Raw genomic sequence first — 17,106 nt, forward strand, 5'->3', positions numbered from 1 at the left:
GATGACCACGAAGACCACCACCACCCCGGCCCGCGGTCTGATCCCGCTCCCCGAGCGCACCGCACGCCTCACCACCGCCGCAGGCGCCCTCGCCACCGCCGCCACCACCGGTCTCTCCTGGACCTGGAGCAGCGACTTCCCCGGCGACCTCACCTACTACGGATCGCCCGCCGGCCTGCAGATCGTCACCCTCGTCGGCGGCCTCCTCACCCTCCTCCTGGCCACCGCGGCACTCGGCGTCCGCGGCCTGCAATGGCTCACTCCCGCAGGGCGCAACGCCCCCACCCTCCTCGCCGCCCTCGCCACCTTCGCCGCCACCTGGTTCACCCTCCTCGCCATCGCCGTCCAGCTCGGCGGGCTGGTCAACCTCGAACCCGGCGGCGCCCTCGCCGGGCTCGCCTCCCTCCTCACCCTCGCCGGCGCCCTCGCGCTGCCCCCCGACCAGGCCGCCGACCGGCCGCCCGGCAACCCCTGGCAGCGGTTCACCGCCACCCTCGCCGCCAGCCCCCTGCGGCGCCGCACCCGCGAACTCCCCTCCTGGGCCGAGATCCTGATCATCGCCGCCGCCTTCGCCGCCGGGCTCCTCGCCTTCACCTACGGCATCGACACCGACGACGGCGCCCCCTTCGTCGGCTACCTGATCTTCATGGTGCTCGCCATCCCCGCCCTCAACCGGGCCGGACTCATCGCGCGCCTCACCGCACTCACCCACACCCACCGCGGCGTGGCCCTCGGCGCGGCCTTCCTCGCCGCCGCCTGCTTCCCCTTCACCCAGGACACCGACCAGTACACGATCATCGGGGCCAACATCCTGATCTTCGCCACCGTCGCCCTGGGCCTCAACGTCGTCGTCGGCCTCGCCGGCCTCCTCGACCTCGGCTACGTCGCCTTCCTCGGCGTCGGCGCCTACGCGGCCGCCCTCGTCTCCGGATCCCCCGAATCCGCCCTCGGATTCCACTTCCCCTTCTGGGCGGCCCTCCTCACCGGCGCCGCCGCCTCCCTCGTCTTCGGCGTCCTCATCGGCGCACCGACGCTGCGGCTGCGCGGCGACTACCTCGCCATCGTCACCCTCGGCTTCGGTGAGATCTTCCGCATCGCCATGCTCAACCTCAACGGCACCACCGGCCCCGACGTCACCAACGGCGCCATGGGCATCCCCAACATCCCCAACCTCGAAATCTTCGGCTTCAACTTCGGCGAACCGCACGACATCCTCGGCATCCCCATCGCCACCTACGGCAACTACTACCTGCTGATGATCCTCGTGACGGCCTTCGTCGTCCTCGTCTTCCGCCGCGCCGCCGCCTCCCGCATCGGCCGCGCCTGGATCGCCATCCGCGAGGACGAAACCGCCGCCATCGCCATGGGCATCAACAGCTTCCGCCTGCGCCTCCTGGCCTTCGCGCTCGGCGCGTCCCTCGCCGGACTCGCCGGGACCGTCCACGCCCACGTCGTCACCACGGCCACCCCCGAACAGTTCCAGTTCGCCGGGCCGCAGCCCCCCAACTCCGCGTTCCTCCTCGCCGCCGTCATCCTCGGCGGCATGGGAACCCTCAGCGGGCCCCTCGTCGGCGCCGCCCTCCTCTTCCTCATCCCCGCCAAACTCGACTTCCTCCAGGACTACCAACTCCTCCTCTTCGGCATCGCGCTCGTCCTCCTCATGCGCTTCCGCCCCGAGGGCCTCATCCCCGACCGCAGGAAGCAGCTCGAATTCCACGAAACCGGCCAACTCGACGTGCCCGACCAGCGCCTCCCCGACGCAGACGCCACCCTCGGCGCCACCCAGGCAAAGGCGTGACGACCATGACCACAGCACCCAGCCTCGCACCCGCCACCGACACCGGCACCGTCCTGCGCGCCGACGGCGTCACCATGCGCTTCGGCGGACTCACCGCCGTACGCAACGTCAGCCTCACCGTCGGCGTCGGCGAAATCGTCGGCCTCATCGGCCCCAACGGCGCCGGCAAAACCACCTTCTTCAACTGCCTCACCGGCCTCTACGTGCCCACCGAAGGCACCGTCAGCTACCGAGGCACCCGCCTCTCCCGCAAACCCCACCTCGTCACCCAGGCCGGCGTCGCCCGCACCTTCCAGAACATCCGCCTCTTCGCCAACATGACGGTCCTGGAAAACGTCCTCGTCGGCCGGCACACCCGCACCAAAGAAGGCCTCTGGTCCGCACTCCTCCGGGGCCCCGGCTTCAAGAAGGCCGAACGCGGCAGCGAACAACGCGCCATGGAACTCCTGGAATTCACCGGCCTCGCCCACAAACGCGACCACCTCGCCCGCAACCTCCCCTACGGCGAACAACGCAAGCTCGAAATCGCCCGCGCCCTCGCCAGCGAACCCGGGCTGCTGCTCCTGGACGAACCCACCGCCGGCATGAACCCCCAGGAAACCCGCGCCACCCAGGACCTCGTCCTCGCCATCCGCGCCCAGGGCACCGCCGTCCTCGTCATCGAGCACGACATGCGCTTCATCTTCAACCTCTGCGACCGGGTCGCCGTCCTCGTCCAAGGGCAGAAACTCGTCGAAGGCACCGCCGAGATCGTCCAGGCCGACGAACGCGTCATCGCCGCCTACCTCGGCACCCCGGTCGAGGGCATGCCGACGGCACCGGACGACCCCACGGACCCGGACGGCACAACGGACCAGGCGGCCCCGACGGACGCGACGGCCGCAACAGACCCGGCTGACTCGACGGTCCCGGCAGCCGCAACGGACCCGGCGACCCCGGCAGCCCCGGCCACCGCGCCGGAAGCGGTCGCCACCCCCGACGCGGCAGGAGAACCCGACGCACCAGACCGGGCGACACCACCGGACCGGGCGACACCACCGGACCAGCCGGCCCAGGGACAGACCGGAGACACCCCATGACCGCACTGCTCGAAGTCGAGGACCTACGCGTCGCCTACGGCAAGATCGAAGCCGTCAAAGGCATCTCGTTCTCCGTCGAAGCCGGAGCGGCCGTCACCCTCATCGGCACCAACGGCGCCGGCAAGACCACCACCCTGCGCACCCTCTCCGGCCTCCTCAAACCCCTCGCCGGCAAGATCACCTTCGACGGCGAGCCGCTCAACGGCGTCCCCGCCCACAAGATCGTCGAACGCGGCCTCGCCCACTCCCCCGAAGGCCGCCGCCTCTTCCCCCGCCTCACCATCGCCGAAAACCTCCAGCTCGGCGCCTTCCTCCGCAAGGACGCCGACGGCATCGAAAAAGACATCCAGCGCGTCTACGAGCTCTTCCCCATCCTCGGCGAACGCCGCAAACAAGCCTCCGGAACCCTCTCCGGCGGCGAACAGCAAATGCTCGCCATGGGCCGCGCCCTGATGTCCCGCCCCAAACTCCTCATGCTCGACGAGCCCTCCATGGGCCTCTCCCCGATCATGATGCAGAAGATCATGGAAACCATCCGCGAACTCCGCTCCCAGGGCACCACCATCCTCCTCGTCGAACAGAACGCCCAAGCCGCGCTCTCGCTCGCCGACCAAGGACACGTCATGGAAATCGGCCGCATCGTCCTCTCCGGCAGCGGCGAATCCCTCCTCCACGACGAATCCGTCCGCAAGGCCTACCTCGGCGAGGACTGACCCGCACCCACGCGAGCGGCCCCGCACCGATGACCATCGGTACGGGGCCGCTCGCACGCTCAGGACGAGCCCGGCTGCGCCGGGGCTACTGGTCCTTCTGCTGCTTCTTCTCCTCGGCGTCCTCGATGACCGCCTCGGCCACCTGCTGCATCGACAGCCGGCGGTCCATCGACGTCTTCTGGATCCACCGGAACGCGGCCGGCTCCGTCAGCCCGTACTGCGTCTGCAGAATGCTCTTCGCCCGGTCCACCAGCTTCCGGGTCTCCAGCCGCTGGGTGAGATCCGCGATCTCCTTCTCCAGCGTCCTCAGCTCGGTGAACCGGCTCACCGCCATCTCGATCGCGGGAACCACGTCGCTCTTCGAGAACGGCTTCACCAGATACGCCATCGCACCCGCGTCCCGCGCCCGCTCCACCAGCTCACGCTGCGAGAACGCGGTCAGCATCAGCACCGGCGCGATGCTCTCCTCGGCGATCTTCTCGGCCGCCGAGATGCCGTCCAGCACCGGCATCTTCACGTCCAGGATCACCAGGTCCGGACGGTGCTCCCGGGCCAGCTCCACGGCGGTCTGCCCGTCCCCGGCCTCACCGACGACGGTGTAGCCCTCTTCCTCCAGCATCTCTTTGAGGTCGAGACGGATGAGGGCCTCGTCCTCGGCGATCACCACGCGCGTGGTCAGCGGCGGGACATGCGACTGATCGTCATCGGCGACGGGCTGCTCGGGCTCGGCGGCGCTCACGGGACTCCTCATTCCAGGCAGGTGGTGCCATTGCAGCCTACCTAGAGGCGGGCGCCATGATGCACACGGTATTGTGTCTCGGAGCCACCGGCCGGGTTGGTGGAATGGCATACACGGATGTCTCAAACACATCTGCCCGAAAGGGCTTGCGGGTTCGAGTCCCGCACCCGGCACCTCTGAATAAAGCGGAGCTTCCCGTTCTCGTGAAATTTCGCTCCACGTGCCCCACTCTCGCACTGCGTCACGCACAGTGACGGTATGAACATTCACAGCACAGACGTACGACGGCGCGCCCTCGCACGGCTTCGCGCAGGTTCCAGGAACGCAGACGTAGCCCGCGCCCTGGGCGTCCCCCTCGGCACCGTCGGCTATTGGCGGCACCTGGACCGCGCGAAACGCGGCGAGTGCCCGGGCGCCCACCAGCCGAAATGCCCACGTTGCGACGGGCGCGAGCTCGATGAGCCGGCGTACTCCTACCTCCTGGCCCTGTACCTCGGCGACGGCCACATCATCCAGTACTCGGCCCACCGCGCACCGAGCCTCATGATCACGTGCGGTGACGGCTGGCCGGGCCTCATGGACGCCTGCGAAGCCGCCATGCGCGCGGTCTTACCCGACAACTCCGTGTGCCGGGTGCGCAGAACCGGCTGCCACAACGTGAAGGTCTACTCCAAGCACCTGTGGTGCCTGTTCCCCCAGCACGGCCCCGGCAAGAAACACGAGCGGCCGATCGCGCTCGAAGCCTGGCAGCAGCGGATCGTGGACGCGCATCCCTGGGCATTCCTCCGCGGACTCATCCACTCCGACGGCTGCCGCGTCACCAACTGGACGACCAGGATGGTGGGCGGTGCGCGCAAGCGCTACGAGTACCCGCGGTACCTCTTCACCAACAAGTCCGACGACATCCGAAGGCTCTTCTCCGACACCCTCACCAAGGTGGGTGTCGAGTGGACCGTCCTCGCCCGCGACGGCGACCCGTTCAACATCTCCGTGGCCCGCAAGTCCTCCGTCGCCCTCATGGACCGGCACATCGGGCCGAAGTACTGACAGGGACGGCAGTCAGGTACCTCGGCCCAGCGGAATCACGGTGCGGGTGGGGCTACTTCGGGGAGTCGTCCTCGCCGATGTGGTGGACGCGGACGAGGTTGGTGGAGCCGGGGACTCCGGGCGGGGAGCCGGCGGTGATGATGACGACGTCGCCCTTCTGGCAGCGGCCGATCCGCAGGAGCTGCTCGTCGACCTGGGCGACCATCTCGTCGGTGGAGTCGACGGTCGGGCCGAGGAAGGTCTCCACGCCCCAGCTGACGTTGAGCTGGGAGCGGGTGGCCGGGTCGGGGGTGAAGGCCAGGAGCGGGATGGGCGAGCGGTAGCGGGAGAGGCGGCGGACGGTGTCGCCGGACTGGGTGAAGGCGACGAGGAACTTGGCGCCGAGGAAGTCGCCGATGTCGGCGGCGGCGCGGGCGACGGCGCCGCCCTGGGTGCGGGGCTTGTTGGCCTCGGTGAGCGGCGGGAGGCCCTTGGCGAGGAGGTCTTCCTCAGCGGCCTCGACGATGCGGCTCATGGTTTTGACGGTTTCGGTGGGGTATTTGCCGACGCTGGTCTCGCCGGAGAGCATGACGGCGTCGGTGCCGTCGATGACGGCGTTGGCGACGTCGGAGGCTTCGGCGCGGGTGGGGCGGGAGTTGTCGATCATCGAGTCGAGCATCTGGGTGGCGACGATGACCGGCTTGGCGTTGCGCTTGGCGAGTTTGATGGCGCGCTTCTGGACGATCGGGACGGTTTCGAGGGGCATTTCGACGCCGAGGTCGCCGCGGGCGACCATGATGCCGTCGAAGGCCGCGACGATGTCGTCGATGTTCTCGACGGCCTGGGGCTTCTCGACCTTGGCGATCACGGGGAGGAAGCGGTCCTCCTCGCGCATGATGCGGTGGACGTCCTCGATGTCGCGGCCGCTGCGGACGAAGGAGAGGGCGATGATGTCGGCGCCGTAGCGCAGGGCCCAGCGGAGGTCGTCCTGGTCCTTGTCGGAGAGGGCGGGGACGGAGACGGCGACGCCGGGGAGGTTGAGTCCCTTGTGGTCGGAGACCATGCCTCCTTCGATGACCTTGGTGCGGACGTGGGGTCCGTCGACGTCGGTGACTTCGAGGGTGACTTTGCCGTCGTCGACGAGGATGCGTTCGCCGGTGGTGACGTCGGCGGCGAGGCCGTTGTAGGTGGTGCCGCAGATCTGGCGGTCGCCTTCGACGGCGGGTTCCACGGTGATGGTGAACTCGTCGTCGCGTTCGAGAAGTACAGGGCCTTCGCGGAATCGGCCGAGTCGGATCTTCGGGCCTTGTAGGTCGGCGAGGATGCCGACGCTGCGGCGGGTCTCTTCGGATGCTTTGCGGACCCGGTCGAATCGCGCCTCGTGCTCGGCGTAGGTGCCGTGGCTGAGGTTGAAGCGGGCGATGTCCATTCCGGCGTCGACGAGGGCTTTGATCTGCTCGTACGAGTCGGTGGCGGGTCCCAGTGTGCAGACGATCTTTGCTCGGCGCATGTTTCGACTCTATGACTTACCGAGCGGTAGGGAACGGTGGAGAAGTGACTGCCCAACGAGCGCTTGATGAAAGGCTGTTGACAAGTATTGGAATGGGCATGCAGCCGCTCCGATGAGCGGAAATTCATTCTCCGGCACGGAGATCTCACAGTGCGGGACGGGTCATCGTAAAGCGTGCGTTGACGTGGGCGTGGACGGTTTGGCGCTGGGGTTCGAGTTCGAGGGCGGGGGCGGATTCCTGGGTGACGGGGCCGCCGTAGCCGCCGAAGGAGCGCATGGCGGGGGTGGCCGCGGGGGCGGCGCTCTCGGCGCCGAGGTCGGCGATTTCGAGGAGGGCGTCGAGGCGGGCGCCGAGGGCTTCGGCGTACTCGCGGGCGCGCTGGACGGCTTCGCGGACGGCTTGGGTGCGGGCCGCGCGGTGGGCGGGTGAGTCGGGGCGCAGGTCCCACCACGGGCCGTCGACGCGGGTGAGATCGAGGTCGGCGAGGCGGGTGGTGAGCTCACCGAGGGTGGTGAAGTCGTTGAGGGTGGCGGTGTGGGTGACGCGTCCGTGGTAGGCGCGGACACGTTCGTGGCGGCCCTTCTCGGTGAGCTGGGGGGTGAGGCTGAAGGTGCCGGTTTCGAGCTTTTCGATGGCGTCGCCGTAGCTCTTGATGAGGGTGAGGGCTTGCTCGTTGCGGCCGGTGAGGGCGGTGAGGGCGGCGGTGCGGTCGGTGCCGCGGGCGCTGATGGTGACGGCGATGCGGGCGATTTCGGGGTCGACGTCGAGGCGGGCTTCGCCGCGTACGGCGAGGCGGGGGGTGTCCGGGGTGCCGTAGGGGAGGGCGGTCGGAGTGGTGCCGGTGGCGGGGGCGGCGGGGGTCTCGTGGGCGGGGTCGGTCATGGGTGGCTCCCGGTTTCGGGTTCGCTGTGCGGTGGGGTGGTGCTCGGGGTGTGGGTGGTGCTCGGGGCGTGGGGGTGTGGGTGGCGAGGGTCGCATATCGGGGCGGGTCGGGGCGGGTGATCCGAGGGGGCGGGCGAGGGGTGTTGCGCGGGGGGTGGCTGCGCCAGAATCTACGCGCGTTGGCCCGCTGTGCGGCGGCGCTCATCCGCGTTTTTGGCGTTCATCCAAGGGAGTTGGCATGTCGCTCGACCGTAGGAAGTTCTTGGGGCGTTCCGTGGTGACGGGGGCCGGAATGGCGCTCGCGGGGGCGGCGGGTGCGCCGGCGGCGGAGGCGACGGAAGCGGCGCCGGGCTCCGGCCGCCGTGGTCACCGGCGGGAGCGGTACGCCTTCACGGTGATGGGCACGACGGATCTGCACGGCAACGTCTTCAACTGGGACTACGCGACGGATGCGGAGTTCGACGATGCGGCGCACAACGATGTCGGGCTGGCGAAGATCTCGACGCTGGTGACTCGGGTGCGGCGGGAGAAGGGGCGGCGGAACACGCTGCTGATCGACGCGGGTGACACCATTCAGGGCACGCAGCTGGCGTATTACTACGCCAAGGTGGATCCGATCACGGAGCCGGGCGGGCCGGTGCATCCCATGGCGCGGGCGATGAATGCGATCGGCTATGACGCCGCGGCGCTGGGGAATCATGAGTTCAATTACGGCATTCCGGTGCTGCGGAAGTTCGAGGAGAGCTGTGACTTTCCGCTGCTGGGGGCGAATGCGGTGGATGCGAAGTCGCTGCGGCCGGCGTTTCGGCCCTATGTGCTGAAGCGGTTGCGGTCACCGCGCGGGCGGGAGGTGACGGTGGCCGTGCTGGGGCTGACGAATCCGGGGATCGCGATCTGGGACAAGGCGCATGTGCAGGGGAAGCTGGCGTTTCCGGGCCTGGTGGAGCAGGCGGCGAAATGGGTGCCGAAGCTGCGGTCGATGGGCGCGGATGTGGTGATCGTGGCGGCGCATTCCGGGATGAGCGGTACGTCCTCGTACGGGGATCAGTTGCCGTATGTGGAGAATGCGGCGGCGTTGGTGGCGGAGCAGGTGCCGGGGATCGATGCGATTTTGGTGGGGCATGCGCATGTGGAGGTTCCCGAGCGGCGGGTGGTGAACAAGGACTCGGGCCGGGAGGTGGTGTTGTCGGAGCCGTTGAAGTGGGGGCAGCGGCTGACTCTTTTCGATGTGGAGGTGGAGTGGCGTCGGGGGCGTTGGGAGGTGGGGTCGGTCGGTTCACGGGTTCTGAACGCGAATGCGGTGGCGGAGGATGCGCGGATCACCGGGCTGCTGCGGGCGGAGCACCGGAAGGTCGTGGCGTATGTGAACCGGGTGATCGGCCGGTCGAAGGCGGAGATGACGGCGGCGGAGGCGCCGGTGAAGGACACGCCGGTGCTGGATTTCATCGCGTTCGTGCAGGCGGAGGTGGTGCGTAAGGCGCTGGCGGGGTCGGCGTACGCGTCGTTGCCGGTGTTGTCGCAGGCGTCGTGTTTTTCGCGGACCGCGAGGGTGCCGGAGGGGGATGTGTCGATCCGGTCGATGGCGGCGCTGTATCCGTTCGACAACACGCTGGAGGCCCGGGTGCTGACGGGTGCGCAGGTGCGGGCGTATGTGGAGTTCTCGGCGCGGTATTACGTGCGGACGGCGGCCGGTGGTCCGGTGGATCCGTCGAAGGTGACGAATGCGGACGGTACGCCGGATTACAACTATGACGTGGTGAGCGGTCTCTCGTACGAGGTCGATATCGCGAAGCCGGCGGGGCAGCGGATCGGGAAGCTGATGTTCGACGGGAAGCCGCTGGACGACGGGGCGCGGTTCGTGCTGGCGGTGAACAATTACCGGGCGAGCGGTGGCGGTAATTTCCCGCATGTGGCGGCCGCGGAGCAGGTGTGGTCGACGTCGGACGAGATCCGGAATCTGATCATCGGGTGGGTGCAGGAGAGCGGGGAGATCGATCCTGCGGAGTTCGCCTCGGTGGACTGGAAGTTGACGCGGGACGGGGTGCCGGTGTTCTGAGGTCCGGTGGACCGGTGGGGGCCGCGGACGCCGCGCGGGGGCGGTCGTGGCCTCTCCCGGTCCGCGGCTCTCTCCCGGTCCGCGGCTCTCTCCCGGTCCGCGGCTCTCCCCCGGTCCCGGCTCTCCCCCTCCCCCCGGCTCATCCTCGGTTCCAGCCCTCCCCCGGTTCCGGCTCGCTCCCTTCGTTCCCGGCTCTCCCCTGCCCCCGTGTGCCCGATGGCGCCGTACACCGCTGCCGAGGTGAACGGGCCGGAGGGAGTGCGGTCAGCGGCGGGGAACGAGGGTGGAGCCCTGGCGGGGGACCTTGCCCGTGCGTCCCGTTGAGGGCTGCGGGAGGCCGAAGCTCGTGAAGGCGGTGCGGCTGGGGAGGGGGTAGGGGGTGTTGCCGGTGACGGAGTTGAGGATGGTGGCGCTGCGCCAGGCGGCGAGGCCGAGGTCGGGGGTGCCCACGCCGTGGGTGTGGGTCTCGGCGTTCTGGACGTAGACCGAGCCGGTGATGGCGGGGTCGAGGACGAGGCGGTGGTGTGCGTCGATCCGTGGGCGCGCGCCGGAGTCACGGCGTACGTAGGGGTCGAGGGCGGCGAGAAGGGTGTCCATGCGGCGTTCGCGGTAGCCGGTGGCGAGGATGACGGCGTCGGTGGTGAGGCGGGAGCGGGTGCCCTGCTGGGTGTGGTCGAGGTGGAGTTCGACCTTGGTGGTGCCGACGCGGCCCGCGGTGCGGACGAAGACTCCCGGGGTGAGGGTGGCGTCGGGCCAGCCGCCGTCGAGGGTGCGGCGGTAGAGCTCGTCGTGGATGGCGCCGAGGGTGTCGTGGTCGATGCCTTTGTGGAGCTGCCACTGGCCGGGGACGAGGTCGTCGCGGACGCGTTCGGGCAGGGCGTGGAAGTAGCGGGTGTAGTCGGGCGTGAAGTGTTCGAGGCCGAGTTTGCTGTATTCCATGGGGGCGAAGGCGGGGGTGCGGGCGAGCCAGTGGAGGCCTTCGCGGCCGGCGGGGCGGGCCCGGAGCTGATCGAGGAAGATCTCGGCGCCCGACTGGCCGGCGCCGATGACGGTGACGCGGTCGGCGGCGAGCAGGGTTTCGCGGTGGTCGAGGTAGTCGGCGGAGTGGATGACGGGGACGGCGGGGGCCTCGGCGAGGGGGCGGAGGGGGACGGGGATGTGGGGGGTGGTGCCGATGCCGAGGACGAGGTTGCGGGCGTAGGTGCGGCCGAGGGCTTCGGCTTCGCCTTCGGCGTCGAGCTGGGTGAAGTCGATTTCGAAGACTTCGCGTTCGTGGTTCCAGCGGACGGCGTCGATCTGGTGGCCGAAGTGGAGGCCGGGCAGGTTTTCGCTGACCCAGCGGCAGTAGGCGTCGTATTCGGCGCGGTGGAGGTGGAAGCGTTCGGCGAAGTAGAAGGGGAAGAGGCGCTCGCGGGTTTTGAGGTAGTTGAGGAAGGTCCAGGGGCTGGCGGGGTCGGCGAGGGTGACCAGGTCGGCGAGGAAGGGGACTTGGAGGGTGGCGCCGTCGATGAGGAGGCCGGGGTGCCAGTGGAAGGCGGGGCGCTGGTCGTAGAAGGCGGTGCGGAGGGGGGTAAGGGGGTGGGCGAGGGCGGCGAGGGAGAGGTTGAAGGGGCCGATGCCGATGCCGGCGAGGTCGAGGGGTTCGTCGGGGCTCGTGGTGTCGGTGGTGGCGGGGCTTTCGGGGTGCGGGGTGGTGCTCATCGAGGCGTGTGGCCTTCCACGAGTTTGAGGAGGGTGGTCAGGTCTCCGGGTTGGGTGTGGGGGTTGAGGAGAGTGGCTTTGAGCCAGAGGCCGGTGGGGGTGGTGGCCCGGCCGAGGACGGCCTGTCCGTCGGTGAGGAGGGTGCGGCGGATGGTGGCGAGGGTGGCGTCGTCGGCGCCGGTGGGGCGGAAGAGGACCGTGCTGAGGAGGGGGCGGGAGTGGAGTTCGTAGCGGGGGGTGGGCCTCGATGAGGTCGGCGAGGGTCTGGGCGGCGGCGAGGGTGCGGTCGACGAGTTCGCCGAGGCCGTGGCGGCCGAGGGCCTTGAGGGTGACGGCGATCTTGAGGATGTCGGGGCGGCGGGTGGTGCGCAGTGAGCGGCTGAGCAGGTCGGGGAGGCCGGCTTCGGTGTCGTCGTCGGCGTTGAGGTAGTCGGCCTGGTGGGCGAGGGGGGCCAGGGTGGCGGGGCCGGGGACGGCGAGGAGGCCGGCCGCTACGGGTTGCCAGCCGAGTTTGTGCAGGTCGAGGCTGACGGTGTGGGCGCGGGCGAGGCCGTGCAGGGCGCTGCGGTGGGTGTCGCTGAAGAGGAGGGCTCCGCCGTAGGCGGCGTCGATGTGGAAGCGGGCGCCGTGGTGGTCGGCGATGTCGGCGAGGGCGGGGAGGGGGTCGATGGCGCCGGAGTCGGTGGTGCCTGCCGTGGCGGTGAGGAGGACGGGGCCGGTGCGTCCGGCGAGGTTGGCGAGGCAGGTGTGGACGGTGTCGGGGGTGAGGATGCCGTCGGGGGTGGGGAGGGTGAGGGGTTCGGGGAGGCCGAGGAGCCAGGCGGAGCGGTGGATGCTGTGGTGGGCGTTGGCGCCGCAGACGACCTGGAGGGGGCGGGCGGGCCGGTGCGGCTCGGTCGCGGAGCCGTCGGGGGCGGCGGCTTCGCGGGCGAGGAGGAGGGCGAGCTGGTTGGACTCGGTGCCGCCGGTGGTGATCAGTGCGTCGGGTTCGGTGGCCCGCGGGTAGACCAGCGCGGCGAGCGCACGGCTGGTGAGGGCTTCCAGTGCGGAGGCGGCGGGGGCCTGGTCCCAGGAGTCCATGGAGGGGTTGAGGGCGCCGGCGGCGAGGTCGGCGGCGGTGGCGAGGGCCAGCGGCGGGCAGTGCAGGTGGGCGGCGCAGTGGGGGTCGGCCGGGTCGGCGGCGCCGGCGGCGAGGGTGTGGACGAGGGTGCGCAGGGCGGTGTGCGGGCCGGTGCCGTGGTCGGGGAGCAGGGGGTGGCAGGCGTCGCGTACGGCGCGGGTGACGGTGGCGGGGCCGCCGGACGGGAGGGGGCCGGCGCGGTGCTCGGCGCCGGTGGTGAGGGCGTCGAGGACGGTGTCGAGGAAGGGGCGGAGTGCGCGGGGGCCGTTGGTGCCGCCTGCGAGGGCGGTGCCGGCAGGGGGCACAGGCATCAATGTGCTTTTCTGTCAGGGGAGTTGGGGCGTCGGTACCTTGGGGACAGCCCTCGGGCAGCGCTAAGTTACTTTCCCTGTACAGCCTGTATCCACTGGTTGAGCGGTCATACCACCCGTAAGCGGTACGGGTGTACCGCAGGTGTTCGGGTGACGTCGGCCTGCCACCGGCACCCGTGCGCGGGGTGCGACGACGCGTCAGGATGGCCTGATGGAGAAGAACACAGTGCACCGACTCGACCTGGGGTACTTCGTCCGTCCCGCGTCCGAGACGGGTGGCCCCCAGCCGCGGGTGGAGCCCGTGCTCGCGTATGTGGTGCGGCGCGAGGAAGGGCTGATCCTCTTCGACACCGGTGTCGGGGCCGCCGATCCCGAGACCGAGGCCCACTACCGCCCGCGGCGAAGGTCGCTGGAGGGCGCCCTCGCGGCGGTCGGAGTCCCGCTCGCGGAGATCTCGCTGGTGGTGAACTGCCACCTGCACTTCGACCACTGCGGAGGGAACCCCTTGCTGGCCGGACGGCCCATCGTGGTGCAGAGCGTGGAGCTGGCCGCTGCCCGCGGGGGCGACTACACGATCGACGCGCTCATCGACTTCCCCGGCGCGGCGTACGAGGAGATCAGCGGCGAAGCGGAGGTCTGGCCGGGGGTCTGGATCGTCCCCACCCCCGGGCACACCGACGGGCACCAGTCGATGGTGGTCAGGGAGGCCGACGGGACGGTGGTCCTCGCCGGTCAGGCCCACGACTTCGCCTCGTCGTTCGCCTCGGACCACCTCGCCCGGCAGGCCGCGCGCGACGGCCTGGCCCAGCCGCTTCCGGCGTATCGGCCGTGGCTGGACCGGCTCGCCGACTTCGATCCCCGGCGCGTGCTCTTCGCCCACGACTGCTCGGTCTGGGAACCGTCGGGGCACGGCGGCTGAGGGGCCCGCCCGCGGCGGCGCTCCGGCTCGCCCGGGTGCGGCTGCCCCGGGTCGGCCACCGAGAGATGCCGTCACCCTCCCGTCCGGCACGTCCTACAGCGGCCGGGAGGGTGACGCCTGTGCCCTAGAGCGGACACGCCCTAGGCCTCCCCCGCCGCGGCGCGTACCTTCAGCGCCCGGCGCAGATCGTCGAGTTGGTCGACGAGCTTGCGGCGCAGGGCGGGGGTCGGGTCTCCGTCGGTGAGGCAGGCTTCGCCGAGCCGCAGGGTGTGCTCCTCGACGAAGACCGCGGGGAAGGCGTAGCGGCCGGCGGCGGCGGCGAGGGCGGGGCCGCGGGCGGCGGCGAGGGCGGGGACGTCGGTGAAGTAGCGGGTGACGTAGGGGCGGAGCAGGTCGGGCTGTTCGGGGGCCCAGAAGCCGGCGGCGGTGGCGGTGAAGAGGTAGTTGGAGAGCGCCTTCTCGTCGTCGGTGGTGAACAGGGCGTCCCAGGCGGCCTGTTTGGCGGCCGGGTCGGGGAGCGCGGCGTGGCAGCGGGCGGCGCCCTCGCGGCCGGTGGCGCTGGGGTCGCGGGCGAGCTCGGCGTCGATGGTGGCGCGGAGTTCGTCGAGCGGTGCGGCGCCGAGGGTGGCGAGCCGGCCGAGGATGCGCCAGCGCAGTTCGGGGTCGAGGCGGGGGCCGCCGGGGACGCTGCCGTCGTCGAGCCAGTCCTGGATGCCTTCGGGGGTGGTGGCGCTGTCGATGAAGGCGCGTACGGCGGTGAGGCGCAGTCCTGCCTCGGAGCCGTGTTCGGGGCCCTCGGTGCGGCGGAGTATGTCGCGGCTGAGGGCGGTGAGGGTGGTGAGGGCGGCCTGGCGCTCGTCGGCCCGGAGGTAGCGGTCGGCGATCTCGGTGCGGGCGAAGGCGAGGACGCCTTGGACGACGGCGAGATCGGTTTCGTACGGGAGGTGGGCGCGGGCGGCGTCCAGGAAGGCGGTGGGGGCGAGTTCGCCGTCGCGGACCATGTCGCGGGCGGCGTTCCACACCACGGCGCGGGTCAGCGGTTCGGGGAGTCCGGACAGGGCGCCGAGGGCGGTGTCCCAGGAGACGGGGTCGAGGCGGACCTTGGCGTAGGTGAGGTCCTGGTCGTTGAGGAGGAGCAGGGCGGGGCGGCCGCCGGTGGCGGAGTGGCGGCCGCCGTCGGGCACGTCCCAGGACAGCGGCTCGCGCGGGAGCAGGCGTCCCGGGGTGGTGTGGTCGTGGTCGTAGAGCCCGATGGTGAGCCGGTGCGGGCGGGTGCCGTCCTGGCTTCCGGTCTGCTCGACGGACACGCTCCAGCGGCCGTCCGTGCCTTCTTCCACGACGGGGGTCAGGGTGTCGACCCCGGTGGTGCGCAGCCAGCGCTCGGCCCAGGCGTGGACGTCGCGGTCGGTGGCGCGGGCGAGGGAGTCGATGAAGTCGGCGAGGGTGGCGTTGCCGAAGCGGTGCCGGGCGAAGTGGTCGTTGATTCCGGCGAGGAAGTCCTTCTCCCCCATCCAGGCGACGAGTTGGCGCAGGGCGGAGGCGCCCTTGGCGTAGGAGATGCCGTCGAAGTTGAGGAGCGCGGAGGCGGTGTCGGGGACGTCCTCGGGGGCGGGGGCGACGGGGTGGGTGGAGGGGCGCTGGTCGGCGTCGTAGCCCCAGCCCTTGCGGGCGATGGCGAAGTCGGTCCAGGTGTCGGTGCCCCACGTCCTGGGGGGTGTCCCCCCGGACTCCCCGCGGCTGGCTTCGGCCAGGACCTGGTAGCCCATGTATTCGGCGAATGACTCGTTCAGCCAGATGTCGTCCCACCATTGGAGGGTGACGAGGTCGCCGAACCACATGTGGGCCATTTCGTGGGCGATGACCATGCCTCGGTTCTGGCGTTCGGTGTCGGTGACGGCGGAGCGGAAGACGAATACGTCGCGGAAGGTGACCAGGCCGGGGTTCTCCATGGCGCCCGCGTTGAACTCGGGGACGAAGGCCTGATCGTAGGAGTCGAAGGGGTAGGGCTCGTCGAAGATCTCGTGGAAGCGGTCGAAGCAGCGGCGGGTGAGGTCGAGGATTTCGTCGGCGTCGGCGTCGAGGTGCGGGGCCATGGAGCGGCGGCAGTGGATGCCGAAGGGCAGTCCGGCGTGTTCGGTGTGGACGGAGTGCCAGGGGCCGGCGATGACGGCGACGAGGTAGCTGCTGATCAGGGGGGTGGGGGCGAGGGTCCAGTGGCCGGGGTCGCCCTGGGTGGCGATGCCGTTGCCGAGGACGGTCCAGTCGGTGGGGGCGGTGACGGTGAGGGCGAAGACGGCCTTGAGGTCGGGCTGGTCGAAGGCGGCGAAGACGCGCTGGACGTCCTCCATGAACAGCTGGGTGTAGACGTAGGTTTCGCCGTCGGCGGGGTCGGTGAAGCGGTGCATGCCCTCGCCGGTGCGGGAGTAGCGCATGGTGGCGTCCAGGCGCAGCTCGTGGGGGCCGGGGGTGAGGCCGGTGAGCGGGAGGCGGTTGTCGTCCAGGGTCGTGGGGTCGAGGCGGTGGCCGTCGAGGGTGACGTGGTGCAGCTCGGCGGGTTTCAGCTCGACGAAGGTGTCGCCGGCCGCGTGCGCGGTGAAGTGGATGACCGCACGGGAGCCGAAGAGGTCGTCGCCTTGGGTGAGGTCGAGGGCGATGTCGTAACGGTGGACGTCGATGAGCTGGAACCGGGTCTGCGCCTCGTCGCGCTGCAGTGCGGGCATGACGTCATGCTGCCGTAGCGGGGGTGGGGGGTGCATCCCTTTGTGTGGGGCGTTGGTTTGTCTGCGGGTGCGGTTGTGGCTGGGCGCGCAGTTCCTCGCGCCCCTTTGGGGTGCACCGGCCGTTGTTCCGTGCGGGGGCATTGGGGCTCGCCCTCGGGCGGCTTGTGTGGTTGCCGCGGGGGTCGGAGGGGACGCACCGGAGCCCGTCCTCGGCGCGGGCGGCCCTGGTACGTGGCATAGACCGACCCGGCGTCCGCTCCGGTCCTGCGGGCGGGCTCCGGTACATCCCCTCCGACCTACGCCCGTTCCCGACTGCCGGCCGGTGACACCGTCCCTCACCGCTCCACCTGGGCCCGCGCCCAATCTGCGGGTCGCCTGGCCCGCTCCGTGCCAAGACCTGGCGCATCTGGTCGTAACGGTGATCGGTACGGCGGGACAGTCGCCGACGCGCGGTGGTCGGAGGGGATGTCCGGTGCCCCGCCCGCAGGACCGGAGCGAACGCCGGGCCGATCTGTACCACGTACCAGATGC

The 17,106-nt window shown here is 70.5% G+C and carries 11 protein-coding genes, 1 tRNA gene and 1 pseudogene; 7 read left to right on the plus strand and 6 right to left on the minus strand.

Translation table 11 applies throughout. The annotated features are described in order from the left end of the window. Window position 1 precedes the first annotated feature (1 nt). Genes Scani_RS26555 through Scani_RS26565 form a run of 3 tightly spaced genes read left to right on the plus strand, consistent with a single transcriptional unit; the run spans window position 2 to window position 3,590 of the window. Entirely contained in the window at window positions 2-1,798 is a 1,797-nt protein-coding gene (locus Scani_RS26555) for a branched-chain amino acid ABC transporter permease (RefSeq protein ID WP_159480343.1), read from the plus strand. Beyond that, window positions 1,795-2,877: an ABC transporter ATP-binding protein gene (locus tag Scani_RS26560; protein ID WP_159480344.1), complete on the plus strand. Its 1,083-nt coding sequence runs from the start codon at window positions 1,795-1,797 to the stop codon at window positions 2,875-2,877. The genes Scani_RS26555 and Scani_RS26560 overlap by 4 nt, the downstream gene beginning before the upstream one ends. Next, a complete protein-coding gene (locus tag Scani_RS26565) occupies window positions 2,874-3,590 on the plus strand; it encodes an ABC transporter ATP-binding protein (RefSeq protein ID WP_159480345.1) in 717 nt (238 codons plus the stop codon). Before Scani_RS26560 ends, Scani_RS26565 begins: the two co-directional genes overlap by 4 nt. A gap of 85 nt (window positions 3,591-3,675) precedes the next feature. Here Scani_RS26565 and Scani_RS26570 read toward each other — a convergent pair whose 3' ends face one another. Then, window positions 3,676-4,341 (minus strand): ANTAR domain-containing response regulator, encoded by a 666-nt coding sequence (locus Scani_RS26570; RefSeq protein ID WP_159480346.1) that lies wholly within the window; start codon window positions 4,339-4,341, stop codon window positions 3,676-3,678. 78 nt (window positions 4,342-4,419) lie between these two features. Here Scani_RS26570 and Scani_RS26575 point away from each other — a divergent pair. After that, window positions 4,420-4,502, plus strand: a tRNA-Leu gene (locus tag Scani_RS26575). An 85-nt stretch (window positions 4,503-4,587) separates the two neighbouring features. Then, on the plus strand, window positions 4,588-5,376 hold the full coding sequence (locus Scani_RS26580) for a helix-turn-helix domain-containing protein (RefSeq protein WP_159480347.1): 789 nt from the start codon (window positions 4,588-4,590) through the stop codon (window positions 5,374-5,376). 52 nt (window positions 5,377-5,428) lie between these two features. Here Scani_RS26580 and pyk read toward each other — a convergent pair whose 3' ends face one another. Both pyk and Scani_RS26590 read right to left on the minus strand, forming a co-directional pair. Further along, window positions 5,429-6,865: a pyruvate kinase gene (gene pyk / locus Scani_RS26585; protein ID WP_159480348.1), complete on the minus strand. Its 1,437-nt coding sequence runs from the start codon at window positions 6,863-6,865 to the stop codon at window positions 5,429-5,431. A 145-nt stretch (window positions 6,866-7,010) separates the two neighbouring features. Then, window positions 7,011-7,748 carry an SIMPL domain-containing protein gene (locus tag Scani_RS26590; protein WP_159480349.1) on the minus strand — a complete coding sequence of 246 codons (738 nt, stop codon included), beginning with the start codon at window positions 7,746-7,748 and terminating at the stop codon, window positions 7,011-7,013. Window positions 7,749-7,986: 238 nt separating this feature from the next. On the opposite strand from Scani_RS26590, the gene Scani_RS26595 reads away from it, so the two are divergent. Then, entirely contained in the window at window positions 7,987-9,804 is a 1,818-nt protein-coding gene (locus tag Scani_RS26595; RefSeq protein ID WP_159480350.1) for a bifunctional metallophosphatase/5'-nucleotidase, read from the plus strand. Window positions 9,805-10,068: 264 nt separating this feature from the next. On the opposite strand, the gene Scani_RS26600 is transcribed toward Scani_RS26595, so the two are convergent. Then, window positions 10,069-11,505 (minus strand): lysine N(6)-hydroxylase/L-ornithine N(5)-oxygenase family protein, encoded by a 1,437-nt coding sequence (locus Scani_RS26600; RefSeq protein ID WP_159480351.1) that lies wholly within the window; start codon window positions 11,503-11,505, stop codon window positions 10,069-10,071. Beyond that, window positions 11,502-12,936 (minus strand): annotated as a pseudogene (locus Scani_RS26605) (pyridoxal phosphate-dependent decarboxylase family protein). Before Scani_RS26605 ends, Scani_RS26600 begins: the two are co-directional and overlap by 4 nt. A gap of 211 nt (window positions 12,937-13,147) precedes the next feature. Between Scani_RS26605 and Scani_RS26610 the strand changes: the two are divergent. Further along, complete coding sequence (locus Scani_RS26610) at window positions 13,148-13,855, plus strand: N-acyl homoserine lactonase family protein (RefSeq protein ID WP_159480352.1); 708 nt, start codon at window positions 13,148-13,150, stop codon at window positions 13,853-13,855. A gap of 140 nt (window positions 13,856-13,995) precedes the next feature. Here the strand turns inward: Scani_RS26610 and pepN are convergent, their stop codons facing one another. After that, window positions 13,996-16,575 (minus strand): aminopeptidase N, encoded by a 2,580-nt coding sequence (gene pepN / locus Scani_RS26615; protein ID WP_159480353.1) that lies wholly within the window; start codon window positions 16,573-16,575, stop codon window positions 13,996-13,998. Window positions 16,576-17,106: the final 531 nt, after the last annotated feature.

This window comes from Streptomyces caniferus (assembly GCF_009811555.1).
Taxonomy (GTDB): Bacteria; Actinomycetota; Actinomycetes; order Streptomycetales; family Streptomycetaceae; genus Streptomyces; species Streptomyces caniferus.